Origin of the sequence: Actinomycetospora sp. NBRC 106375 (assembly GCF_030269665.1) — a bacterium.
Lineage (GTDB): Bacteria > Actinomycetota > Actinomycetes > Mycobacteriales > Pseudonocardiaceae > Actinomycetospora.
Map to the genome: position 1 here is coordinate 33,840 of NZ_BSTS01000026.1, position 23,425 is coordinate 57,264.

A 23,425-nucleotide genomic window follows, 5' to 3' on the forward strand; every position below is an offset into this window, starting at 1 on the left:
GCCCCGGCGCCGGGAGCGGGGAGGGCGGATCGTGCACGCAGACCTGCTGGCCCAGCGCGTGGTCGAACTGATCGAGGGCGCGGCCTTCCCCCACCTCGATCCCGCGTCCGTGATCGGCGTGATCGCCCTCCTGCTCGCCGGCGCCGGACTGGTCACCGTGCGGGACTACGCGCTCGGCAGTGGCGACCGCCTGCCCCTGCTGGTCGCCGAGCCGTTCCCCCGGGTCGAGGCCTCGATCGGGATCGTGCCCGCGCTCGCCGGTCTCGACGACGCGACCATCGCGCGCCTCACCCGCTACGCCCAGCACCCCGCGGTGGACGGCCTGGTCGTGGTCGGTGCGACACCGAACCCGGTGCCGATGCCGCGCGCGGTCGGCGGGGTGCCGCTGCGGACCGTCCTCGCGACGCCCTCGCGGGCGACGGGCCCCGCGCACTGACCCGAACGCCGAGTACTCGCCCGTCCGAGTGACACCCTCTCGCACGATTGTCACGGAACGCCGGTCAGATCTCCGACCGGGACCTTGAATCCTCCGCGCTCCTCCTCTCATGATGACGGAGAGTCATCAGGATCGGCAGGAGGCCGTCGTGCAGAAAGCGTCCATCTTCCTGGGCTTCGTGCCCTGGATCGTCTTCTCGGTCGTCGCGGGGCCCAGCACCTGGGAGTGGGCGGCGCTGGCCGCGCTGGCCTGCTCGCTCATCCTCGCGGTGCCGGACTGGCGCCGGAGCCGCTCGATCAGCATCCTCGACGCCGCGGCGCTCGTGTTCTTCGCGGTGCTGTTCGTCCTGTCGCTCGTGCTCGACCGCGCGGCCCTGCAGCCGATCGAGGACCGCGCGCAGCTGCTGTCGAGCGTCGTGATCGCCCTCGTCGCGCTGGGCTCGCTGGCCGTCGGCCGCCCCTTCACCGAGTTCTACGCGAAGAAGCAGGCACCGCCCGAGGTGTGGAACACCCCGACGTTCAAGCAGGTCAACCGCGTGCTCACGGCCCTGTGGGGCGTCGTGTTCGTCATCAACGCGCTCTGTGACGCCGCGGTCGGCTACTGGGGCGCGAACCCCGACGTCTTCAACTGGGTCGTGCCGATCGTCGCGATCGTCGTCGCCGTGAAGATCACCGCGTGGTACCCGGACCACGTCCGCAACCGCCTGCACGCGGGCGGGAGCCACGGCGCGCACGGTGCTCACGAGGCCCCGGCCCAGCCGGCCTGAGGGGAGGAACCGTGACCACGACCGTTCCACCCGTCCCATCCGGCCCCCCGCCGGTCGACGCCGCGCACGACCCGCACCTGTCGGGCGTCTTCGAGCCGGTGATCGACGAGATCGACGCCGGCGATCTCGAGGTCACCGGCGAGCTCCCGCCCGAGATGGACGGGATGTACGTCCGCAACGGCCCCAACCCGCGCTTCACCCCGCTCGGCTCGTACATCTATCCCCTCGAGGGGGACGGGATGGTGCACGGGCTGTCGGTGTCGGGCGGGAGGGCGCGCTACGCGAACCGTTTCGTGCACACGCCGATGCTCGACGCCGAGATCGCCGCCGGCCGCGCGCTGTGGGGCGGGCTGATGACGGGCTACACGCCGGGTGCGGACGAGGTCGGTCCCTCGCTCGCCGGGACGATGAAGGATCTGCCCGACATCAACGTCGTCCGCCACGGCGGCAAGCTGCTCGCGCTCGCCGAGTCGGCCCCGCCCTACGCGCTCACGCCGGAGCTGGCGACGGTGGGGCGGGAGACGTTCGGGGGCTCGCTGCCCGCGGGCATCTGCGCACACCCCAAGGTCGATCCGCGCACCGGCGAGATGGTGGTGTTCTGCTACGGGCTCGAGGCGCCGTACCTCACCTGGTCGGTGCTCGGCCCCGACGGCGGCACGCGGCGGGCGCCGACGGCGGTGCCGGACGTCGACACCCCGGTGATGATCCACGACATGGCGATCACCGAGCGCTTCGTCGTGCTCGTGCTCGGCCCGATGTACTTCGACGTGGCCGCGGCGATGCGCGGCGGGTCGCTGCTGGCGTGGCGCCCCGAGGACGGCACCCGGATCGCGCTGATCCCGCGTGACGGCAGCCCGGTGCGGTGGGCGCACACCGACGCGTTCTGGAGCTGGCACAGCGCGAACGCCTACGACACGGGCGACGGCCCCGACGCCACGGTCGTCCTGGACTACGTCGAGTGGTCCCGGCCGGGCGGGCTGAGCCCGAACACGAGCCCGATCGTCGGCGGCATCACGCGCGCCGAGATCGACCCGGTGAGCGGGTCGATCACCCGGCGGTTCCTCACCGACCCGCACGGGATGGAGTTCCCGCGCGTCGACGACCGCCGGCTCGGACAGCGGCACGGCGTCATCGCGCTCGGGACGAAGACCGGCCGCGTCGAGCTCGCGAACGGCAACTTCGACGCGGTCCTCTGGCTCGACACCGCGACCGAACGGGCCGTCACGTGGGACGCCGGCGACCTCTCGGTCGGCGAGCCGTGCTTCGTGCCGAAGCCGGGCGACGAGGACGCGACGCACGGCTGGTGGGTCACGTTCGCGACCGACCGCACCGACCGGTCGAGCTGGTTCGTCGTGTTCGCCGCCGCCGACCCCGGCGCCGGCCCGGTCGCGAAGGTCCGGATCCCCGTGCGCGTCCCGCTGGGGCTGCACGGCGCGTGGCTGCCGACCGAGGAGTAGCGCCCGGGAAGCGACGCCGACACACGAAGGCCCCGGCTGCCGAGAGCAGCCGGGGCCTTCGTCGGCCTCAGGGAGAGGATCAGTTCAGGTCGTAGCGGTCCAGCATCATGACCTTGTCCCACGCGGCGACGAAGTCGCGGACGAACTTCTGCGCACCGTCGGCCGAGGCGTAGACCTCCGCGACCGCGCGCAGCTCCGAGTTCGAGCCGAACACGAGGTCGTTGCGGGTGCCGGTCCAGTGGACCTCACCGTCGGCGCCGCGGGCCTCGTAGATCCCGTCCTCCTCGGCCATCTTCGCCCACTGGGTGTTCATGTCGAGCAGGTTGACGAAGAAGTCGTTCGTCAGCTGCCCGGGACGGTTCGTGAGCACACCGTGCGTCGAGCCGGCGGTGTTGGCGCCCAGCACGCGCAGGCCGCCGACGAGGACCGTCATCTCCGGGGCGGAGAGGTTGAGCAGGTTCGCGCGGTCGACGAGCAGGTACTCGGCGGGGAGCTGGTGGCCCTTGCCGAGGTAGTTGCGGAACCCGTCGGCCGTCGGCTCGAGGTGGGTGAACGAGTCGACGTCGGTCCACTCGAGCGAGGCGTCCGTGCGGCCCGGCGTGAACGGGACGCTGACGTCGGCCCCGGCGTCCTTCGCGGCCTTCTCGACCGCCGCGACACCGCCGAGCACGATGACGTCGGCGAGCGAGACCTGGGTCCCGGATCCGGAGAAGGCGCTCCGGACCTCCTCGAGGGCCGCGAGGGTGCGGCGCAGCTCCTGCGGGTCGTTGACCTCCCAGTCGATCTGCGGCTCGAGGCGCACGCGGGCACCGTTGGCGCCGCCGCGCTTGTCGCCGATGCGGAACGTCGAGGCCGACGCCCACGCCGCCTTGACCAGCGACGACACCGAGAGCCCGGCGTCGAGGATCCGCTTCTTGAGGTCGGCGATCTCGGAGGAGCTGACGACCGGGCCCTCGTGCGCGGGCACCGGGTCCTGCCAGATCATCGTCTCCTGCGGCACCCAGGAGCCGAGGTAGCGCTGGATCGGGCCCATGTCGCGGTGGGTCAGCTTGTACCAGGCGCGGGCGAACGCGTCGGCGAGCTGGTCCGGGTTCTGGTGGAACCGCTGCGAGATCTCCTTGTAGACCGGGTCGACCTTCAGGGAGACGTCGGTGACGAGCATCGTCGGCTGGCGGGTGAGCTCGCCGGACTCCGGGTCGGGCACGGTGTTGGCCCCGCCGTTGTCGACCGGGCGGTACTGCCACGCCCCGGCCGGCGACTTGTGGAGCTCCCACTCGTAGCCGAACAGGTTGTCGAAGTAGGCGTTGCTCCACTGCGCCGGCGTGGAGGTCCAGGTGACCTCGAGCCCGGAGGTGATGGCGTCGCGGCCCTTGCCCGAGCCGAAGCTCTGGTGCCAGCCCAGGCCCTGCTCCTCGATGCCCGCGCCCTCGGGCTCGGCGCCGACATACTGGTCGGGGTCGGCCGCACCGTGGGTCTTGCCGAACGTGTGCCCGCCGGCGATGAGGGCGACGGTCTCCTCGTCGTTCATCGCCATCCGGCCGAAGGTCTCGCGGATGTCGCGCGCGGCGGCCAGCGGGTCGGGGTTGCCGTCCGGGCCCTCCGGGTTGACGTAGATGAGACCCATCTGGGAGGCGCCGAGCGGCTGCTCGAGCCGGCGGTCGCCGCTGTAGCGCTGGTCGCCGCCGAGCCAGTAGTTCTCCGGGCCCCAGTAGGTCTCGTTGTCGGGCTCCCACACGTCGGGGCGGCCGCCGGCGAAGCCGAAGGTCGTGAAGCCCATGGTGTCGAGGGCCCGGTTGCCCGTGAAGATCATCAGGTCGGCCCAGGAGACCTTCTGGCCCCACTTCTGCTTGACCGGCCACAGCAGGCGGCGCGCCTTGTCGAGGTTGCCGTTGTCCGGCCAGCTGTTGAGCGGGGCGAAGCGCTGCATGCCCATGCCGGCGCCGCCGCGGCCGTCGGCGAGGCGGTAGGTGCCGGCCGAGTGCCAGGCCATGCGGATCATGAAGCCGCCGTAGTGGCCGAAGTCGGCGGGCCACCAGTCCTGCGACGTCGTGAGGACGTGGTCGACGTCCTTCGCGAGCTCGTCGAGGTCGACGGTCTTGAAGGCCTCCGCGTAGTCGAAGCCGTCGTCCATCGGGTTCGACGCGGGGGCGTGCGAGCGCAGGATGCGCAGGTTCAGCTGGTTGGGCCACCAGTCGACGTTGCCGCCGCCCTCGGTCGGGTGCGCGAGACGGCCGGCGTGGACGGGGCAGCCGCCCGCGTCCTCGGTGTTCATCTCGGCTTCGCGGGTCACGTGGCTCTCGGACACGGGGAGGTCCCTCCGGATCACAGAACGGTCGGACTGTCGGGTGTGGCGGTCATGTGGCGGTGGTTCGGCCTGCGGAGCCCGTCCGGGCGGGGGAGGCCGGTGGTGACACGGGTCGCAGTGTCGCGCCTAGTCTGGAATGAATCAAGTTTCCGTCATGATCAGCATCATCTGCGCGTCGGGGTCTGGTCGCCGTGACGCGCCTCGGCCACGCTGACACGGTCGGCGCCCGAGGGTGGGCCCGGCGGGGGACCAGGCGTCGCGGTGTCACAGACGTGTCACAGAGGTACGGAGGCAGCATGCCCAAGCTCGTGTACTCGTTCGGCGAGGGCGACAAGGACCAGAAGGACCTGCTCGGTGGCAAGGGCGCCAACCTGGCCGAGATGACGAACCTGGGGCTGCCGGTGCCCCCCGGGTTCACCATCACCACCGAGGCCTGCCGGGCCTACCTCGCGGACGGTCACGAGCCCGCCGGCCTCGCCGAGGAGGTCACCGAGCACCTCGCCGCCCTCGAGAAGTCGATGGGCAAGCAGCTCGGCCAGGCCGACGACCCGCTGCTGGTGTCCGTGCGCTCCGGGGCGAAGTTCTCGATGCCCGGGATGATGGAGACCGTCCTCAACGTCGGCCTCAACGACTCCTCGGTCCGCGGCCTCGCGACCCAGGCCGGCGACGACCGCTTCGCCTGGGACTCGTACCGCCGCCTCGTGCAGATGTTCGGCGCGACCGTCCTGGACATCGAGGCCGAGCACTTCGCCGACGCGCTGGAGGCGGCGAAGAAGGCGAAGGGCACGGCGAACGACCTCGACCTCGACGCCGGCGACCTCGCCGCGCTCGTGGAGACGTTCAAGGCCATCGTGCGCGAGCACGCGGGCCGCGACTTCCCCCAGGACCCGCGCGAGCAGATGGACCTCGCGATCCGCGCGGTCTTCGCGTCGTGGAACTCTCCCCGCGCGAACGTCTACCGCCGCCAGGAGCGCATCCCCGCCGACCTCGGCACCGCCGTGAGCGTCTGTTCGATGGTCTTCGGCAACCTCGGCATGGACTCCGGCACCGGCGTCGCGTTCACCCGCGACCCCGCGTCGGGCGCCCAGGGCATCTACGGCGACTACCTGCAGAACGCGCAGGGCGAGGACGTCGTCGCCGGCATCCGCAACACCCTGCCCCTCACCGAGCTCGAGCGGATCGACAAGGCGTCGTACGACCAGCTGCTCGGGATCATGGCGACGCTCGAGAACCACTACCGCGACCTGTGCGACATCGAGTTCACGATCGAGCGCGGCAAGCTCTGGATGCTGCAGACGCGGGTCGGCAAGCGCACGGCCGCGGCGGCGTTCACGGTCGCCTGCCAGCTGGTCGACGAGGGCCTCATCGACTCCGACGAGGCGCTGCAGCGCGTCACGGGCGCGCAGCTCGCGCAGCTGATGTTCCCGCGGTTCGACCGCGATGCGCCCAAGGAGCTGCTCACCACGGGGATGAACGCCTCCCCCGGCGCGGCCAGCGGGATCGCGGTGTTCGACTCGCCGACCGCGGTGCGGCGGGCGAGGACCGGTGAGAAGGTCGTGCTCGTCCGCCGGGAGACCAACCCCGACGACCTCGACGGCATGATCGCCGCGGAGGGCGTGCTGACCAGCCGGGGCGGGCGCACCTCGCACGCCGCCGTCGTCGCGCGCGGCATGGGCAAGACCGCCGTGTGCGGCGCCGAGGAGCTCGAGGTCGACGTCCGCGCGAAGACGATGACCACGCCCGACGGCCGAGTGGTGGCCGAGGGCGACACGATCTCGATCGACGGCACGAACGGCGAGGTCTACCTCGGGCAGGTCCCCGTGGTGTCCAGCCCCGTCATGTCCTACTTCGAGGGCTCGACGGGGCTCGCGGAGAACGACGACCTCGTCGCGGCGGTCGACCGGATCCTGCGCCACGCCGACGACCGGCGGCGGCTGCGGGTGCGCGTCAACGCCGACACCGGCGAGGACTGCGCGACCGCGCGGACGTTCGGCGCCGAGGGCGTGGGGCTCTGCCGCACCGAGCACATGTTCCTGGGCGAGCGCCGCGCGCTGGTCGAGGCGCTGGTGCTGGCCGAGACGCGGGAGGAGCGCGAGAAGCAGCTCGCCGCGCTCCTGCCGCTGCAGATCGAGGACTTCACGGCGATCTACCGGGCGATGGCGGGCCTGCCGGTGACGATCCGGCTGCTCGACCCGCCGCTGCACGAGTTCCTGCCGGACTACACCGAGCTCTCCATCGAGGTGGCCGTGGCCCGCGAGCGCGGCGAGCTGACCGAGGAGAAGGAGGAGCTGCTCGCCAACGTCCGGCGCCTGCACGAGCAGAACCCGATGCTCGGCCTGCGCGGCGTGCGCCTCGGCATCGCGGTGCCCGGGCTGTACGCGATGCAGGTCCGGGCGATCACGCGCGCCGCGGCGACGCTCGCGGCCGAGGGCGTGACGGTGCTGCCGGAGATCATGGTGCCGCTGGTCGGCACGGTGCAGGAGCTGCAGGCGGTCGCGGCGGAGATCGCCGAGGTGGTGGCCGAGCCGGAGTCGCTGGTCGACGGTGCGCCCGTCTCCCACCAGATCGGCACGATGATCGAGCTGCCGCGCGCGGCGCTGGTCGCGGCCCAGATCGCCGAGGTCGCGCAGTTCTTCTCCTTCGGCACCAACGACCTCACCCAGACGACGTGGGGCTTCTCCCGCGACGACGTCGAGAGCTCGTTCTTCTCCGAGTACCTCGAGACCGGCATCTTCGGGGTGTCGCCGTTCGAGTCGCTCGACACCGAGGGCGTCGGGGAGCTCGTCGAGATCGCGTCGTGGCGGGGCCGCGAGGTGCGCCACGACCTCAAGCTCGGCATCTGCGGCGAGCACGGCGGCGACCCGGACTCGGTGCACTTCTTCCACCGGTCGGGGCTCGACTACGTCTCCTGCTCGCCGTTCCGCGTGCCGGTCGCGCGGCTCGAGGCGGGCCGGGCCGCCACCGCCGGGTACGACGAGAGCTGAGTCCCTCTACGCGGTACCACCGGTACCGCATGGCTAGCATCGAGGGATGACCGATCCCCCGGAGCGCGGTCCGGTGCACCGCGACTTCCGGCCGTCCACCAAGGCCGTGCTCGGCGCGCAGGTGGTCGTGGCCAACGTGGTCGGGGCGGCGATCGTGCTCGGGCTGGCCGGCTGGCTGCTGCCGACGCAGTCGCTGGTAGGGGACGTCGAGGGCGTCCTGAGCCGCAACCTCTGGGCGTTCGGGATCTACCTGCTCGCCGCGGGCGTCGTCGGCCTGACCTGGGGTTTCCTCTGGGTCCGCGTCCCGCGGGCGCCCGCCGACGACGCGGGTGAGGACGCGTGGCGACGGCACCGCAGGCTCGCGCGCCGCGCCGTCCTGAGCGCCCCGCTGCGGATCACCGTCGTCCAGGCCGTGCCGTGGGTGGTCGCGACGGTGCTGTTCACCGTCCTCAACGCCCTGTCGTCCGCGACGGTCGCTGTGACGGTCGGCTGCGTGGTCGGTCTCGGCGGCGCCGCCACCGTCGCCGTGGTCTACCGGCTCTCCGAGCTGACGCTGCGCGGCGAGGTGGCGCGCGTGCTCGCCGAGGACCCGCCCACCCGAATCGGCGTGCTCCCCGCCGTCGCCGCCCGGTCGCTCTCGGCCTGGGTGCTGGGCACCGGCGTGCCGCTGCTCGGGATCGCGCTCGCCGCCGCGGCGTCGCTGCTGTTCCGCGACTACTACACGGTGACCCGGCTCGGCGTCGTCGTGCTCGTGCTGGCCGTCGTCGCGCTCGCCGTCGGCTTCCTGCTCACGGCGCTGACGTCGACCTCGCTCGCCACTCCGGTGATGAACGTGCGGCGGGCCATGCGCCGGGTCCGCGACGGCGAGCTGAACGCCCGCGTCGACGTCACCGACACCACCGAGCTCGGGATGCTGCAGGCGGGCTTCAACGAGATGGCGGGCGGCCTGCGGGAGCGCGACCAGCTCCGCGAGCTGTTCGGCCGCCACGTCGGCGAGGAGGTCGCGCGCGCGGCGCTCGCCGGCCGGCTCGATCTCGGTGGCGAGGTGCGCGAGGTCGCCGTGCTGTTCGTCGACCTCGTGGGGTCCACCGAGATGGCGTTCGACCGCCCGCCCCACGAGGTCGTCACGGTGCTCAACGCGTTCTTCGCCGAGGTCGTCGACGTCGTCGAGGGGCACGGGGGCTGGATCAACAAGTTCGAGGGCGACGCGGCGCTCGCGGTCTTCGGCGCGCCGGACGACACCGACGACCCGGCCGCCGCCGCGCTCGCCGCCGCGCGGGCCCTCGCCGACCGGCTCGAGGGCCGCGACCCCGCCGGGATCGCGGTCTCCGCCGGTCCCGCCGTCGCGGGCAACATCGGCGACGCCCGCCGCTACGAGTACACGGTCATCGGCGACCCCGTGAACGAGGCGGCCCGCCTCTGCGACGTCGCCAAGGGCCTGCCCGGTCGCGTCGCCGCCTCCGACGCCGCGATCCGGCGCGCCGGCGACCGCGAGGCGGGGCAGTGGGTCCAGGTCGACGTCCTGCGCCTGCGCGGGCGCCACCGCGCGACCCACGTCCACTCCCCGCGGGCCCGCACGGTCGCCGTCGAGGAGGACCGGGCCGAGCTGCGGGCGTGAGCTGCGGCGGCCTCGGTGGCGGGGTCTACCGCAGCGGGTGGCGCGGGATCGAGCGCAGGTTCGCGCGGGCGAGGTCGACCATCTTCCCGACGCCGCCGGCGAGCACCGTGCGCATCCCGGCGAGGGCGAAGCCGCGGACCTGCTCGGCGGTGATGTGCGGCGGGATCGACAGCGCGTCCGGGTCGGTGCGCACGTCGACGAGCGAGGGCCCGCGGTGGTCGAGGGCCCCGCGCAGCGCGCCCCGCAGGTCGTGGGGGTCCTCGACCGTCACGGCGTGCAGCCCGGCGGCGCGGGCGACGGCGCCGAGGTCGGCCGGGCCGTGGTCGGTCTGGAACGACGGGAAGCCCGACACCATCATCTCGAGGCGGATCATGCCCAGCGAGCCGTTGTTGAACGCGACGACCGTGAGGTCGAGGTCGTGCTCCACGGCGGTGAGCAGCTCGCCCAGGAGCATCGTCAGCCCGCCGTCGCCGGACATCGACACGACCTGGCGGCCGGGCTGCGAGATCGCCGCCCCGATCGCGTGCGGCAGCGCGTTGGCCATCGTCCCGTGGCGGAACGAGCCGATGATGCGCCGCCGCCCGGTGGGGCTGATGTAGCGGGCGGCCCAGACGTTGCACATCCCGGTGTCGACGGTGACGACGGCGTCGTCGGCGAGCTCGGCGTCGAGCACCGACGCGACGTACTCCGGGTGCACCGGGCGGCGGTCCTCGACGCGCTGCGTGTAGGCGTCGACGACGTGCTCGAGGGCGTCGGCGTGGTGGCGCAGCATCCGGTCGAGGAAGGCGCGGTCGGTCTTCTCCTCGACGAGCGGCAGCAACGCGCGCAGCGTGGCGCCGACGTCGCCCTCGACGCCGAGGTCGAGCACGGTGCGCCGTCCGAGGTGGCGGGCGTCGCGGTCGACCTGCACGGTGTGCGCCTGGGGCAGGAACCCGTCGTAGGGGAAGTCGGTGCCCAGCAGCACGAGCAGGTCGGCCTCGTGGCTCGCCTCGAAGCAGGCGCCGTACCCGAGCAGCCCGCTCATCCCGACGTCGTAGGGGTTGTCGTACTGGATCCACTCCTTGCCGCCGAGGGAGTGGCCCACCGGCGCCTGGACGCGCTCGGCGAGCGCGAGCACCTCGTCGCGCGCCTCGCGGACCCCGGCGCCGACGAAGAGCGTCACGGACCCCGCCGCGTTGATCCGCTCGGCGAGGGCCTCGACGCGGTCGGGCGGCGGCATCAGCACCGACGACGGCGCCACGAGGTCGCCCTGCCCGGTGGGGTGCGCGGCGGGCAGGGCCGTGATGTCACCGGGCAGGACGAGCACGGAGACCCCGCGGTCGGCGAGCGCGGTCTGCATGGCGATGCGCTGCAGCCTCGGCATCTGCTCCGGCCGAGAGATCAGCTCGACCCACGAGGAGCACTCGACGAAGAGCCGCTCGGGGTGGGTCTCCTGGAAGTACTGGGTGCCGATCTGGAGCGAGGGGATGTGCGACGCGATCGCGAGCACCGGCGCCCCCGAGCGGTGCGCGTCGTACAGCCCCTGGATCAGGTGGGTGTTGCCGGGCCCGCAGCTGCCGGCGCACACGGCCAGCGTGCCGGTGAGCTGGGCCTCGGCGGCCGCCGCGAGCGCGCCGGCCTCCTCGTTGTGGACGTGGATCCAGTCGATCCCGCCCTGCGCCGCACCTCCGGAGCGCCGGACCGCGTCGACGATCGGGTTGAGGCTGTCCCCCACGAGCCCGTAGATCCGGCGGACCCCGGCCTGCAGGAGGACCTCGATGAGCTGATCGGCGACGGTGCGGGCGGCCATGGGCGCGATCTTCCACCCCGGTGCGCCTTCGGCGCACGCGAGCAGTTCGGCGTGCTCGGGCACTCGAAAGTGCTCACGGGCGCCGGTGGCGCACCCGGGCGTGCTTCGCTGGGAGCGTGGTGCGTGTGAGCGGGGAGGACACGAGGGCCAGGACGATGCCGCCGGCGGTGGTCCTGGCCGTCCTCGTCCTGCTCACCGTGGCCACCCTGCTGCTGCTCGCCGCCGCGGTGACCGCAGTCGCGCCGGGCTCGTCGATGCTCGGCTCGACGGCCTCGCCGAACCTCGTCGGTGTGTACGGGCCCCTGCTCGTGGTCCTCGGGGTGGTCGTGTCGGTCGGGGCGTGGCTCGTCCGCCGGCGCCGTCGCCGCACCCGCGCGGTCACCACGGTCGTCGCCGCCGTCGCCACGGTCTCGACGCTCGTGCTCGCCGGGGCGGTCGGCGCGGTGGTGACGGCGACGCTCGGTGCCGGCGGGAGCATCGACCCGCTGCGGGCGGTGGCGCTCTCCGGTCCGCCCGAGGTCTCGGCGCCGGACGCGCACCCGGTCTACGCGACCGGCCCCGAGGGGCAGCAGCTGCACCTGGCGATCACGCGCCCGCGGGCGGCCGCCGGTCCGGCTCCGGTGTTCGTCTGGGTGCACGGCGGCGGCTGGACGACCGGGTCGGAGCTCGACCGCGCCGCCGACATGCGCCGCCTCGCCGACGCGGGCTGGCTGGCCGTGTCGGTCGAGTACACGCTGACCCGCCCCGGCCGCCCGACGTGGGACGTCGCCGGGCCCCAGGTCGCATGCGCGCTCGCCCGCGTCGCCGAGCACGCGGGCGAATACGGCGCCGACCCGTCGCGGATCGTCCTGGGCGGGGACTCGGCGGGCGGGCAGCTCGCCGTCACCGTCGGCCAGCGCGCGGCGGCGGGCACGCAGCCCTCGGCGTGCGCGTCGCCGGTCCCGGTCCCCCGCCCGCGGGCGATCGCCACGATCTATCCGGCGGTCGACCTCGCCGACACCTACGTCCACGGCCGCGGCGCCCAGCGCTTCGCCGTCGCCTACACCGGCGCGACGCCCGAGCAGCGCCCGGAGCGCTACCGCGCGGTGACCGGCACCGACTCCCTGCGCGCCGGCGGGCCGCCCGTCCTCGCCGTCGCCCCGTCCCGTGACCGCCTCGTCCCCCCGGGCGGCACGAGCCGGTACGTCGAGACCGCGCGCGGGTCGGGGGTCGCCGCCGAGCGGGTCGCGATCCCGTTCGCGGACCACGCCTTCGACACCGGCCCGGACGGCTCGCTCGGGCACCAGGCCGCGTTCTCGGTGCTGGCGCACTGGGCGGGCGGGCAGGTCGGGCTGGGGTGAGCCTGCTCAGTCGGTGAGCGCATCCCCGACGACGCCGTGGGTGGCCGCGCGGACGGCCTCCGAGAGCCGCGACATCCCGTCCGGCGGCGGGCTCGTCCCGTCCGCGACCCGCGCCGCGTGGTCCTCGGTGGTGATCCGCAGTGCCGCGGCGAGCGTGGCCGCCTGCGACATGGTGCTGACGCTGCTGTCCGACCGCTCGCGCTCGGAGTCGCTGGTCGCCGATCCCGAGCGCGTGCCCGCCGCGGTCGAGGAGATGCTGCGCATCACCCCGCTCGGCCGCAACGCCGGCATGCCGCGCATCGCCACCGAGGACGTCGAGCTCACCGGCGGCACCGTGCGCGCCGGCGACGCCGTGCTCGTGTCCACGGTCGCCGCCAACCGCGACCCGGAGGTCTTCGAGCACCCCGAGGACCTCGACCTCGACCGCGAGCCCGGCTCCCACGTCGCGTTCGGCTTCGGGCCGCGCCATTGCCTCGGTGCGTCGCTCGCCCGCATGGAGCTGCAGACGGCGATCACGACGCTGGTCACCCGCGTGCCGACGCTCGACCTCGCCGGTGAGGTCACCTGGCGGGCGACGGCGCTGGTCCGCGGTCCGGCGGAGCTGCCGGTGCGGTGGTGATCAATATTCGGTGACGCCCGCGTCCGGGGCGATCTCGTGGGCCGTGATCCACCGGGACTCGTCGGAGGCGAGGAACAGCACCGTCTCCGCGACGTCCTCGGGCGCCGTGACGTCGACCGGCAGCATGTTGGTGAACATGTGGCGGGGCCGGGGGTTCTCCGCCATCGCCTCGCCGAGCGCGGCCTGCATGGCCTCGCTGCCCATGCCGGTGGCCATGCCGGTGGGGTGCACGGTGTTGACGCGGACGTGGTGCGCGGCGAGCTCGGCGGCGAATGCCTTGGCCATGCCGCGGACGGCCCACTTGCTCGTGGTGTAGGGCACCATGTACGGCTGCACCTTCAGCCCCGCCGCCGAGCTGATGACCACCACCGAGCCGCCGCCCGCGGCGACGAGGTGCGGCGCGCCGGCCATGATCGTGTTCCACACGCCGGTCACGTTGACGTCGAGGGTGTCGCGGAGGATCTCCGGGCTGACGCGGTGCCAGGCGCGCGGGATGCAGATGCCGGCATTGGCCACCACGACGTCGAGGCGGCCGAGCCGGACGACGGCGTCGTCGACCGCGGCGCGCAGCGCGTCGAGGTCGCGCACGTCGACCTGCGCCGCGACCACGCGCCGACCGGCCGCCTCGACGCCCGCCACCGTCGCCGCCAGGTCGTCCGGGGTCGCCGACGCGTAGTCCACGCCGGGCAGGGGTCCGCAGACGTCGACCGCAACGACGTCTGCGCCCTCCTGCGCCAGACGCAGCGCGTCTGCCCGTCCCTGCCCCCGCGCCGCCCCGGTGATCAGCGCGACCTTGCCCTCCACCCGTCCCGTCATGCGGTCATCTTCGGGTACGCCTGACCCATGGGCACCGATCGCTTCGACGGGTGGATCGCGGGTGTCGGCACGGCCGCGGGGCTCCGGGTGGTCGTCGGGCACTGGCCGTCCTCGCCGTTCGGGGCGTTCACCGACGTCATGGTCGAACGGCCGGACGGGCGGCGGATCCTGCTCGTCCCGGACGCGCCGACCCGCGACTTCGTCACGGCGACCTACACGTTCGACGAGGTCCGCCTCGGGCCGGTGACCCACCGGCAGGACGGCGCCGACCACCACGTGACCACCGCCGAGCTCGACCTGACCCTGCGGGTGGGCCGGCGCGCGGCGCTGGGGTGGCTGCTGCGCGCCGTGCCGGCGCCACTGGCGACGGCGCCCGCGTGGATCACCGCGATCGACGCGGTGGCGCGGCGGGTGCTGCCGGGGGTCCGCACGGTGGGCACCGCGGGCGGCGGGCGCCGCGAGTACTACGGCGCCCGGGACCTGCACCGCGTCACGAGTGCGCGCGTGCGCTGGGACGGGGTCGACCAGGGCCCGCTGACGGCGGTGTCGCCGCCGGTGCGGTTCGGCTTCGGGTCGACGCCGCGCACCCCGTCGCTCGTGCGCATCACGACCTTGATCAGGCATGACGGGGCCGCTGCGCGGTTAGCCTCGGAGACATGACCGTCGCCGCGTCGCCCGTGACCCTCGACGACTGGTTCGCCCGGGACCTCGGGGGGCTCCACCAGCCCTGGCAGCCCGAGCCCGCGCCGTCGCCCGAGGCCGTGGTGGTCAACGACGGGCTGGCCGCCGAGCTCGGGCTCGACGCCGACGCCCTGCGCTCGCCCGAGGGCGTCGCCGTCCTCGCGGGCGCCGCCGTGCCCGCCGGGGCGACGCCGGTGGCGCAGGCCTACGCCGGGCACCAGTTCGGCAACTACTCCCCCCGCCTCGGCGACGGGCGCGCCCTGCTGCTCGGCGAGCTCACCGACCCCGAGGGCCGGCGCCGCGACCTGCACCTCAAGGGCTCCGGGCGCACGCCGTTCGCCCGCGGCGGCGACGGCAAGGCCCCGCTCGGACCGATGCTGCGCGAGTACGTCGTCAGCGAGGCGATGCACGCGCTCGGCATCCCGACCACGCGGTCGCTCGCCGTGGCCACCACCGGCGAGCCGGTGGTCCGCGACGGGCGGCGCCAGCCCGGCGCCGTGCTCGCCCGGGTCGCGTCGAGCCACCTGCGCGTCGGCACGTTCCAGTACGCGGCCGCCTCCGGCGACGTCGACCTCCTGCGCCGGCTCACCGAGCACGCGATCGCCCGCCACCACCCGGAGGCCGCCGACGCCGAGAACCCGCCGCTGGCCCTCCTGCAGGCCGTCGTCGAGGCGCAGGCCCGGCTCGTCGCGCAGTGGATGGACGTCGGCTTCGTGCACGGGGTCATGAACACCGACAACATGACGATCTCCGGCGAGACCATCGACTACGGGCCCTGCGCGTTCCTCGACGCCTTCGACCCGGCGACGGTCTACAGCTCGATCGACCACGGTGGCCGGTACGCGTACGGCAACCAGCCGCGCATCGCGCAGTGGAACCTCGCCCGCTTCGCCGAGTCGCTGCTGGCGGTGATCGACGACGATCCCGAGAACGCCATCACCCCCGCCACCGACGCGGTCTCCGCCTTCGCCGAGAGCTTCACCCGCCACCGCGCGGCGGGGCTGCACGCGAAGATCGGGCTCACCGGGGAGCAGCACGGTGAGCTGGTCGAGGACCTCGTGACGCTGATGGCCACCGAGCACCCCGACCACACGCGCTTCCTCCGGGGCCTCGCGACCGCCGCGCGCGGGGACGCCGGCCCGGTGCGCGACCTCGTCGTCGACCGCGGCGCCGTCGACGCGTGGCTGGAGCGCTGGCGGGCGGCGCTGGAGGGCCAGGACCGCGCGGTCGACGAGAGCGCGGCCGCGATGGACCGCGTCAACCCCGTCTACATCCCCCGCAACCACCAGGTCGAGGCGGCGCTCACGGCGGCGGTCGACGGCGACCTCGACCCGTTCCGCCGGCTGGTCGACGTGGTCACGCGCCCGTACGACGAGCGCCCCGGGCTCGAGGAGTACGCCACCGGCGACCCCTCGGGCACGGGCTACGTCACCTACTGCGGGACCTGACCCGGCGACTCGCTCAGGTCCAGCACCCCCGTGAGCACGGCGAGGTGGGCCCCCAGCGCCGCGGCCGTGACCGGGCGCGCCGTCCAGCCGACGTAGCCGTCGGGGCGGATGAGCACGGCGTCCCCGCCGCGCATCCCGTACGCCGCGGCGAGGTCGCCGGCGCTGTCGACGAGGCACGGCTCCCCGGCGTCGGCGAACGCCGCGCCGAGCTCGGGCGCGACGACCACGTGCACCCGCAGCGGCAGCGCCGACGACGCGGCGAGCCCGTCGACGACGAGCGCGAGCTTCCAGGCGAGGTTGAGCGCGTCCTGGATGCCGGTGTTCATGCCCTGCCCGCCGGTGGGCGGGTGGATGTGCGCGGCGTCGCCGGCGACGAACACGCGCCCGATGCCGTAGCGGTCCACGAGCCGGTGGCTGATCCGGAACACCGACGACCAGCGCAGGTCGGACACGGTGGCCGGCTCCGGCGAGAGACGGTCGACGACGGCCTGGAGGTGGTGCACCGCCGGCGGCTCACCCGCCTCGAGGCCGTGGACGATCCCGTCGGCGGACCCGCCGGCCGCGGGGCGGCGCAGCTCCGGTGGCGCCAGCATCGAGAGGCGGTAGCGCCCCCGTCCGGGCAGGGGGATGGCGACGAGGCCGTCCTCGGCGCCGTCCGGACCGCGGCGCGTGCAGCGCACGGCGTACCCCGGGGGCATCGTCCAGTCGACCACGACGTCACCGAGCATGTACTCCTCGGGGAACGCGTCGCCGGCGAAGGACAGCCCGAGGCCCTTGCGCACCACGCTGTGCGCCCCGTCGGCCCCGACGAGGTACGCGGTGCGCACGACCTCGTCGCCCGTCGGGGTGCGCAGGCGCAGCGAGACCCCGTCGGCGTCCTGGGAGAAGTCCACCAGCTCGGTCGAGCGCTCGATCCTGCCGCCGTGACGGTGCAGCTCCTCGGCGAGGAGGCGCTCGGTCGTGTACTGCGGGAGCGCCGTGAAGCCGTACGGCACGTCCGGGGGCAGGGCCATCTCGGTGCGCGCGACCTGGACGCCGTCGCGGTACACGAGGTGGCCGCGCCCCGATCCACTGGGCCGTTCGTGATCGTCTGCCGTCTTCTTCAGTCACCCTGAGTAGAACGTACAGGTCGGATGACCGTCAACGGTGGAGATCCGGAACGGGTGGCGGGTCGGCCGCTGTTCGGCTCGTGACGTTTCCGGGGACGCCGTCGGCGGGCACAGGCATGGGAGCGAACCGATTGTTCGATCAGCGACCCCGCGCCGGGCCCGTTCCGGGAGAGGGGGCGACAACCGTGACGCCCAACGAGGACGTGGTGGCGGCGCTGCGCCGGGCCGCCCACGAGCTGGCGGCCAAGCGCTCGATCCGCGACCTGGAGCAGACGCTCACCGACATCGTCGCCGCCGCCGTCGAGACGGTTCCCGGAGCCGACGCCGGGGGCATCTCCATCACGCAGGACGGCGCGATCACGTCGCGGAACCCGACGCACCCGGCCGTGACGAAGCTCGACCGCCTCCAGAGCGATCTGGAGGAGGGTCCGTGCATCACGGCGATCCTGGAGCCGCCGGACGACGGGATCGTGCTGGCCGGCGACCTCGAGGGTGCCGACGGCGAGCGCTGGCCCCGCTTCACGCCGCACGCGGTGGAGGCCGGCTACCACTCGATGGTCTCGGCCCAGCTCACCCAGGACACCGGCGGCCTGCGCGCGGCGCTCAACCTCTACGCGACCGCCCGCGACGCGTTCGACGAGGAGGCACGGCTGGTCGCCGGACTCTTCGGTGTCCAGGCCGCCATGCTGCTCTACGGCAGCGAGCACGCGATGAACCTCCAGCGCGCCGTGGAGAGCCGCGACCTCATCGGCCGCGCGAAGGGCATCCTCATGGAGCGCTTCTCGGTCGACGACGACGGCGCGTTCCGGATGCTCGTCCAGTCGTCCCAGGAGACGAACCTCAAGCTCGTCGAGATCGCGCAGTGGTTGCACGACGAGGTGGCGCAGCGCGGTCGGCGCTGACCGCGCTCAGCCGGGGACGGTCGACGGGGACGGTGTCGCGGGAGCGGCGCGTGCGGCGGGCAGCTCGACGTCGCGCACGAGCCCCGGGGCGGTCCCGGACAGCGACTCCGCCCGCGAGATGCCGCGCCACTGGACCACGAGCAGGTGAGCGCGGCCCGCACTCGCGCGGGGCAGCACGAACGCACCGTCGTCGCCGGTCCGAGCCCGTCCCAGCTGCTGCCCGTCGGTGCCGACGACCGTGAGCACCGCCCCCGGCGCCGGCGTGTCGCGGTGCCGCACGGTTCCGCGCAGGAGCGGTTCACCCGCGGGGAGGTCCCGGGCCGCCGGTTTGGCCGGGGTGGCGGTCGGAGAGGCAGTCGGAGAGGCGGTCGCCGGGGCGCTCCCCGCCCGTCGTCGCGGCGGGATCCCGGCGACGATCGCGACGGCCACCACGGCCGCACCCGCACCGAGCAGCATGACGACGACGAACGCCGTCTCGGTGGGCACGCCCGCGGACGTCACGAGCGAGGCGAGCAGCACGCCGGCGACCGCGCTGGCGAACGACGTGCCCAGCGCGCGCATGAGGTTGTTGAGGCTGTTGGCCGCGGCGGTCTGCTCGACGGGGACCGCCGCCATGATCAGGGAGGGCATCGCCCCGTACCCGAGGCCGATGCCGCAGGCGATGACGATCGAGCTGACCACCAGCTGCCACACCGCGCCGTGGAACGCGGCGCCGACGCCGTAGCCGACCGCCACGACGGTCGCCCCGAGCATGAGCGTCGTCCGCGGGCCCGACGCGGCGCTGATCCGCGCGGACACGGGCGACATCGCCATCATGCAGAGGCCGCCGGGCGCGAGGACGAGGCCGGCCACCAGGATCGACTGCCCCAGCCCGTAGCCGGTGGACGTCGGGAGCTGCAGCAGCTGCGGGTAGACGAGCGACATCGCGAACATCGAGAAGCCCATGACCACCGACGCCGTGTTGGTCAGCAGCACCTGACGGCGCCGGCTCACCCGCAGGTCGACCAGCGGCTGGCGTGTGCGCAGCTCCCACCACGTCCACAGGAGCAGCACCACCACGGCGACGACGAACAGCGTCACGGTCGTCGCGCTGCCCCAGCCCCAGGTGCCGCCCTTGGACACCGCGAGCAGCAGCGACACGAGGGCGGCGGCGAGCCCGACCGCGCCGACGAGGTCGAACCGACCGCCGGCCCGCTGCGCCGACTCGGGCACCAGGGCGATCACCCCGATGAGCACCACGGCGCCGAGGCCGCCGGCCGCCCAGAAGAGCACGTGCCAGTCGGCCGTCTGGGCGATGAGCGCCGCGAGCGGGAGCCCGAGCGCGCCGCCGACGCCGAGCGAGGCGCTCATGAGCGCCGTCGCCGACCCGAGGCGCTCCGGGGGCAGCTCGTCGCGCATGAGGCTGATGCCCAGCGGGATGACGCCGGTCGCGAGGCCCTGCAGGGCGCGCCCGACCACGAGGGGGATCAGCGACGTCGACAGCGCCGCCACGACCGAGCCGGCGATCAGCGTGGCGAGGCAGAGGAGCAGCATGCGGCGCTTGCCGACCATGTCCGCGAGCCGCCCGACGATCGGCACCGCCACGGCGGCGGTGAGCAGCGTCGCGGTGACGACCCAGGCGGTGTCGGCGGCGGGCGCACCCAGCAACCGCGGGAACTGCGGCACCAGCGGCACCACGAGGGTCTGCTGCAGCGAGACCGTGATGCCGGCCAGCGCGAGCACCGGGACGAAGGCCGGGGCGCGCTGGGCCGCCTGAGGTGAGGTCACGGCGACAATCTAAATCAACCGATTGACAGATGCGAGGTGGGCCCGTTCACTCGTCGCCGTGCCCGCCCGAGCCAGGACCGACCGCAACGAAGCGACGCGCACGAGCATTCTCGACGCCGCCGAGCGCCTCTTCGCCGAGCACGGCGTCCACGAGGTGTCCAACCGCCAGGTCGCGGAGGCCGCGGGCCAGGGCAACACCGCGGTCGTCGGGTACCACTTCGGATCGAAGCACGACCTCGTGCGGGCGATCGTGCGGCGGCACTCCGAGGACATCGAGCGCTCGCGGGAGCAGATGCTCGCCCGGATCGAGGGGTCCGACGACCTGCGCGACTGGCTCGCCTGCCTCGTGCGCCCGACCTTCGACCACCTCGGCGCACCGGGGACACCCACCTGGTACGCCCGCTTCGGCGCGCAGGTCATGAGCGACCCGGCGCTGCGCGCGATCATCGTCGACGAGCACCTCGGCTCGCCAGGCCTGATGCGCATCCTCGACGGGCTGCACGCCTGCCTGCCGAGCCTGCCGCCCGCGGTGTTCCGCGAGCGCGGGGACATCGCACGGTCCCTGCTCGTCGACGTCCCCGCCGAGCGCGAGCGCGCCGTGGCCGAGGGCACCCCGACCGCGCGGGCGACCTGGGCCGACGCCGCCACCGGGCTCGTCGACGTCCTCGTGGGCGTCTGGCTCGCCCCCGTCACCGCCACCGATCAGGAGCACGCGTGACCCCTCCCCCCACCACCGGTCTCGATCTCCGCCGCACGGGCTTCGGCCCCGCACCGGACGCCGAGGCCGTCCGGGACGGCGAGGGGATCGCGCGGGTGCCGACCCCGTTCGGCCCGACGGCCTGGATGCTCACGCGGCAGGCCGACGTGCGGCGGATGCTCGGCGACGCGGACGCCTTCGCCAACGGCTGGACGCCCGACGACCTCAGCGGTGACGACGGTGCGGTCAGGCGCGACCCGCGCCAGCTCTCGGGCGACCGCACCGGCAACCTGCTCTCGCTCGACCCGCCCGACCACACGCGGCTGCGGCGCTTGCTCGCCGGCGAGTTCACGGTGCGCCGGATGCGGCGGCTCGAGCCGCGGATCGTCGAGATCGTCGACGACCACCTCGACGCCCTCGCCCGCTCCGGTCCGCCGGCCGACCTCGTCGCGCAGTACGCGCTGCCGATCCCGTCGCTGGTGATCTGCGAGCTGCTCGGCGTCCCGCCGGGCGACCAGGCGGAGTTCCAGGAGCGCACCAACGCCCAGCTCGACACCGGGCTCACCGAGGAGCGCCGGGACGCCCTCGCCGCGGAGGCGCTCGCCTACATGCAGGGGCTGGTCGCCCGCGCCCGGCGCGAGCCCGGCGAGGACCTCATCGGCATGCTCCTCCGCGAGCACTCCGAGGACCTCACCAACGACGAGCTGGTCGGCATCGCGAACCTCCTGCTCGTCGCGGGCCACGAGACCACCGCGAACATGCTCGGGCTCGGCACCCTCGCGCTGCTGCGCCACCCCGACCAGCTCGCGCGCGTCCGCGACGACGAGGAGGCCGTGGCGCCGGCCGTCGAGGAGCTCATGCGCTGGCTCTCGATCGTCTCCAACGGTTCGCCGCGCCTCGCGCGCCGCGACGTCGAGATCGACGGCGTCACGATCCGGCGCGGCGACCTCGTGGTGTTCAACCTCCCGGCCGCCAACCGCGATCCCGCCGTCGTCGACGACCCGGAACGGTTCGACATCACCCGGGACGGCCCGCCGCACGTCGCCTTCGGCCACGGAGTGCACCACTGTCTCGGCGCGCCGCTGGCCCGGATGGAAATGCGCATCGCTTACCCGGCCCTGCTGCGCCGGTTCCCCACGCTGCACCTGGCCGTGCCCGACGACGACGTCGCCTGGGCCACCACGCACGCGATCCACGGACTGGAGCGCCTGCCGGTGGCGTGGTGATCTAGCGGTCGGCCCAGGAGTCGGCCCAGAAGTCGGCCAGGACGCGGGCCCCACGCGCCGGGTCCTCCCCCATCCACCAGTGACCGAGGCCGTCGAGGACCTCCACCCGGGCGCCGGCGCGCGTGGCCGCGGTACGGCGCTGCTCGTCGGTGCCGACCATCGTGTCCTCGGTCGCGAGCAGCGCGAGGCCCGGACGCTGCGCGGCCGACTCCAGATCGGCGCCGAGCTCGGCGAGCCGGGGCTGGGCGGCGTCGCGGTAGAGCGCGAGCACGGCACGACCCATCGCCTCGTCCTGACCGGCGACGACCTCGCGCGCGACGGGCTCGGGCAGTCCCCGGGAGGCGAGGCCGGCGACGAGCGCCTCCGGCTTGCGCTCGGGACCGAACCACGCCTCGACGGCCGACTCGCCCGCTCCCGGCGTCTGCCACGTCAGCGCGAGGTCGTGCCAGACGTAGCCGGGGTCGAAGATCCCGACCACGTCGCTGACCCAGCTGCGCAGGAGGTCCGGGCGTGCCATCGCGACGGTCACGGCGTGTCCGCCGCCCCAGTCGTGCCCGACGAGGTCGACCGGCCCGTCGCGCGCCACGAGCGTCTCGAGCTCCCCGATCAGCCAGTCGCGGTAGGCGTCCACCGTCGCCGGGAAGCCGTCGGGCAGGGCCGCACCGAAGCCCGGCGGCGAGAGCCGGACGACGCCCGTCACCCCGCGCGAGGAGAGCGCGTCGACGAGCGGGCCCCAGACCGCCGCGGTCTCCGGGTTGCCGTGGACGAGGACGACGGTCACCCGGCCAGGGTCACACACTTGTCAGCCGCCACTCAAGTCAGCGGCTATGCTGCCCGCCCATGACCGCCCCACCCCGCCGGACCCAGCAGGAACGCCGGGAACGGACCGAGACCGCGCTCGTGGCCGCCGCGGCCGAGGTGGTCGTCGAGTCCGGGGTCCGGGCGCTGACCCTCGCGCGGGTCGGCGAGCGCGCCGGCTACAGCCGCGGGATCGTCACCCACCACTTCGGCTCGAAGCAGGGCCTCGTCGAGGCCCTCACGAGCTCGATCCAGGGCGGCTTCGTCCCCGGGCTCGCGGAGATGCCTCCCGGGCCGGAACGGCTCCTCGCCCTGATCGACGGCTACCTCGCCCAGCTGACCGAGCTCGGTACCGCGAACCGTGCCTTCCTGCTCCTGTGGGCCGAGGCCGCCACCGCCGCCGAGCTCGCGGCCACGTTCCGCGAGCGCGACGAGGGCTTCCGCGCCGACCTCCGCGAGGACGTGGAGGCCGGCATCGCCGCCGGCACGATCCGCGCGGACGTGCACGCCGCGGACGTCGCCGTCGCGGTCGTGGGCCAGCTGCGCGGCATCGGCATGCAGCGCCTGCTCGACCCGGACGCCGTCGACACCGAGCGGCTGCGCCGGTCCGTCACGGCGCAGTGGCGGCGGGCGCTGGCGCCCGAGGGCGCGTGAGCTCGCGTCCCCG

20 protein-coding genes are annotated in these 23,425 nt (G+C 74.0%); 13 read left to right on the forward strand and 7 right to left on the reverse strand.

The window, feature by feature from the left end; all coding sequences use genetic code 11:
* The first annotated feature begins 31 nt into the window (after positions 1–31).
* The 3 genes from QSK03_RS29470 (at position 32) to QSK03_RS29480 (ending at position 2,659) form a co-directional block, all read left to right on the forward strand.
* Positions 32–436 (forward strand): hypothetical protein, encoded by a 405-nt coding sequence (locus QSK03_RS29470; RefSeq protein ID WP_285659152.1) that lies wholly within the window; start codon positions 32–34, stop codon positions 434–436.
* Positions 437–584: 148 nt separating this feature from the next.
* On the forward strand, positions 585–1,202 hold the full coding sequence (locus tag QSK03_RS29475; RefSeq protein WP_285659153.1) for a DUF3159 domain-containing protein: 618 nt from the start codon (positions 585–587) through the stop codon (positions 1,200–1,202).
* An 11-nt stretch (positions 1,203–1,213) separates the two neighbouring features.
* Positions 1,214–2,659 (forward strand): carotenoid oxygenase family protein, encoded by a 1,446-nt coding sequence (locus QSK03_RS29480; protein WP_285659154.1) that lies wholly within the window; start codon positions 1,214–1,216, stop codon positions 2,657–2,659.
* A gap of 79 nt (positions 2,660–2,738) precedes the next feature.
* Here QSK03_RS29480 and katG read toward each other — a convergent pair whose 3' ends face one another.
* Positions 2,739–4,931, reverse strand: coding sequence for a catalase/peroxidase HPI (katG, locus tag QSK03_RS29485; protein ID WP_285659174.1), 2,193 nt, complete (start codon positions 4,929–4,931; stop codon positions 2,739–2,741).
* A gap of 329 nt (positions 4,932–5,260) precedes the next feature.
* Here katG and ppdK point away from each other — a divergent pair, with 329 nt between their 5' ends.
* Together ppdK and QSK03_RS29495 are read left to right on the forward strand one after the other, a co-directional pair.
* A complete protein-coding gene (gene ppdK / locus QSK03_RS29490; protein WP_285659155.1) occupies positions 5,261–7,948 on the forward strand; it encodes a pyruvate, phosphate dikinase in 2,688 nt (895 codons plus the stop codon).
* 46 nt (positions 7,949–7,994) lie between these two features.
* Positions 7,995–9,566: an adenylate/guanylate cyclase domain-containing protein gene (locus QSK03_RS29495; RefSeq protein ID WP_285659156.1), complete on the forward strand. Its 1,572-nt coding sequence runs from the start codon at positions 7,995–7,997 to the stop codon at positions 9,564–9,566.
* 25 nt (positions 9,567–9,591) lie between these two features.
* Here the strand turns inward: QSK03_RS29495 and QSK03_RS29500 are convergent, their stop codons facing one another.
* Positions 9,592–11,355 (reverse strand): pyruvate dehydrogenase, encoded by a 1,764-nt coding sequence (locus tag QSK03_RS29500; RefSeq protein WP_285659157.1) that lies wholly within the window; start codon positions 11,353–11,355, stop codon positions 9,592–9,594.
* Positions 11,356–11,480: 125 nt separating this feature from the next.
* Here QSK03_RS29500 and QSK03_RS29505 point away from each other — a divergent pair, with 125 nt between their 5' ends.
* Entirely contained in the window at positions 11,481–12,695 is a 1,215-nt protein-coding gene (locus QSK03_RS29505) for an alpha/beta hydrolase (RefSeq protein WP_285659158.1), read from the forward strand.
* A gap of 6 nt (positions 12,696–12,701) precedes the next feature.
* On the opposite strand, the gene QSK03_RS29510 is transcribed toward QSK03_RS29505, so the two are convergent.
* Positions 12,702–12,866, reverse strand: a complete 165-nt coding sequence (locus QSK03_RS29510; RefSeq protein ID WP_285659159.1) for a hypothetical protein — start codon at positions 12,864–12,866, stop codon at positions 12,702–12,704.
* On the opposite strand from QSK03_RS29510, the gene QSK03_RS29515 reads away from it, so the two are divergent.
* Positions 12,865–13,314: a cytochrome P450 gene (locus QSK03_RS29515; RefSeq protein WP_285659160.1), complete on the forward strand. Its 450-nt coding sequence runs from the start codon at positions 12,865–12,867 to the stop codon at positions 13,312–13,314. The genes QSK03_RS29510 and QSK03_RS29515 overlap by 2 nt on opposite strands.
* Here the strand turns inward: QSK03_RS29515 and QSK03_RS29520 are convergent, their stop codons facing one another.
* Complete coding sequence (locus QSK03_RS29520) at positions 13,315–14,130, reverse strand: mycofactocin-coupled SDR family oxidoreductase (RefSeq protein WP_285659161.1); 816 nt, start codon at positions 14,128–14,130, stop codon at positions 13,315–13,317.
* Between the two features lie 27 nt (positions 14,131–14,157).
* Here QSK03_RS29520 and QSK03_RS29525 point away from each other — a divergent pair, with 27 nt between their 5' ends.
* Together QSK03_RS29525 and QSK03_RS29530 are read left to right on the forward strand one after the other, a co-directional pair.
* Positions 14,158–14,790 (forward strand): hypothetical protein, encoded by a 633-nt coding sequence (locus QSK03_RS29525; protein ID WP_285659162.1) that lies wholly within the window; start codon positions 14,158–14,160, stop codon positions 14,788–14,790.
* Positions 14,787–16,259 (forward strand): protein adenylyltransferase SelO, encoded by a 1,473-nt coding sequence (locus QSK03_RS29530; protein WP_285659163.1) that lies wholly within the window; start codon positions 14,787–14,789, stop codon positions 16,257–16,259. Before QSK03_RS29525 ends, QSK03_RS29530 begins: the two co-directional genes overlap by 4 nt.
* Here QSK03_RS29530 and QSK03_RS29535 read toward each other — a convergent pair.
* Positions 16,244–17,308, reverse strand: coding sequence for an FAD-dependent monooxygenase (locus QSK03_RS29535; RefSeq protein ID WP_285659164.1), 1,065 nt, complete (start codon positions 17,306–17,308; stop codon positions 16,244–16,246). The two genes, QSK03_RS29530 and QSK03_RS29535, sit on opposite strands and share 16 nt — an antisense overlap.
* Positions 17,309–17,553: 245 nt before the next feature.
* Here QSK03_RS29535 and QSK03_RS29540 point away from each other — a divergent pair, with 245 nt between their 5' ends.
* The gene (locus tag QSK03_RS29540) at positions 17,554–18,270 is read left to right on the forward strand and encodes a GAF and ANTAR domain-containing protein (protein ID WP_285659165.1); all 717 of its coding nucleotides are present in this window, start codon (positions 17,554–17,556) and stop codon (positions 18,268–18,270) included.
* Between the two features lie 6 nt (positions 18,271–18,276).
* Here the strand turns inward: QSK03_RS29540 and QSK03_RS29545 are convergent, their stop codons facing one another.
* A complete protein-coding gene (locus tag QSK03_RS29545; RefSeq protein ID WP_285659166.1) occupies positions 18,277–20,037 on the reverse strand; it encodes an MFS transporter in 1,761 nt (586 codons plus the stop codon).
* A gap of 58 nt (positions 20,038–20,095) precedes the next feature.
* Between QSK03_RS29545 and QSK03_RS29550 the strand changes: the two genes are divergently transcribed.
* Entirely contained in the window at positions 20,096–20,755 is a 660-nt protein-coding gene (locus QSK03_RS29550) for a TetR/AcrR family transcriptional regulator (RefSeq protein WP_285659167.1), read from the forward strand.
* Positions 20,752–21,960, forward strand: coding sequence for a cytochrome P450 (locus tag QSK03_RS29555; RefSeq protein ID WP_285659168.1), 1,209 nt, complete (start codon positions 20,752–20,754; stop codon positions 21,958–21,960). Before QSK03_RS29550 ends, QSK03_RS29555 begins: the two co-directional genes overlap by 4 nt.
* A 1-nt stretch (position 21,961) precedes the next feature.
* On the opposite strand, the gene QSK03_RS29560 is transcribed toward QSK03_RS29555, so the two are convergent.
* Positions 21,962–22,741 (reverse strand): alpha/beta fold hydrolase, encoded by a 780-nt coding sequence (locus tag QSK03_RS29560; RefSeq protein ID WP_285659169.1) that lies wholly within the window; start codon positions 22,739–22,741, stop codon positions 21,962–21,964.
* A 59-nt stretch (positions 22,742–22,800) separates the two neighbouring features.
* Between QSK03_RS29560 and QSK03_RS29565 the strand changes: the two genes are divergently transcribed.
* Positions 22,801–23,412, forward strand: coding sequence for a TetR family transcriptional regulator C-terminal domain-containing protein (locus QSK03_RS29565; RefSeq protein ID WP_285659170.1), 612 nt, complete (start codon positions 22,801–22,803; stop codon positions 23,410–23,412).
* Positions 23,413–23,425 lie beyond the last annotated feature (13 nt).

Excerpts from the sequence above, each read along its gene's own strand:
- katG (WP_285659174.1), bottom strand. The coding sequence starts at position 4,931 with ATGAACACCGAGGACGCGGGCGGCTGCCCCGTCCACGCCGGCCGTCTC.
- ppdK (WP_285659155.1), top strand. The coding sequence starts at position 5,261 with ATGCCCAAGCTCGTGTACTCGTTCGGCGAGGGCGACAAGGACCAGAAG.
- QSK03_RS29495 (WP_285659156.1), top strand. The coding sequence starts at position 7,995 with ATGACCGATCCCCCGGAGCGCGGTCCGGTGCACCGCGACTTCCGGCCG.
- QSK03_RS29500 (WP_285659157.1), bottom strand. The coding sequence starts at position 11,355 with ATGGCCGCCCGCACCGTCGCCGATCAGCTCATCGAGGTCCTCCTGCAG.
- QSK03_RS29515 (WP_285659160.1), top strand. The coding sequence starts at position 12,865 with ATGGTGCTGACGCTGCTGTCCGACCGCTCGCGCTCGGAGTCGCTGGTC.
- QSK03_RS29510 (WP_285659159.1), bottom strand. The coding sequence starts at position 12,866 with ATGTCGCAGGCGGCCACGCTCGCCGCGGCACTGCGGATCACCACCGAG.
- QSK03_RS29520 (WP_285659161.1), bottom strand. The coding sequence starts at position 14,130 with ATGACGGGACGGGTGGAGGGCAAGGTCGCGCTGATCACCGGGGCGGCG.
- QSK03_RS29525 (WP_285659162.1), top strand. The coding sequence starts at position 14,158 with ATGGGCACCGATCGCTTCGACGGGTGGATCGCGGGTGTCGGCACGGCC.
- QSK03_RS29530 (WP_285659163.1), top strand. The coding sequence starts at position 14,787 with ATGACCGTCGCCGCGTCGCCCGTGACCCTCGACGACTGGTTCGCCCGG.
- QSK03_RS29565 (WP_285659170.1), top strand. The coding sequence starts at position 22,801 with ATGACCGCCCCACCCCGCCGGACCCAGCAGGAACGCCGGGAACGGACC.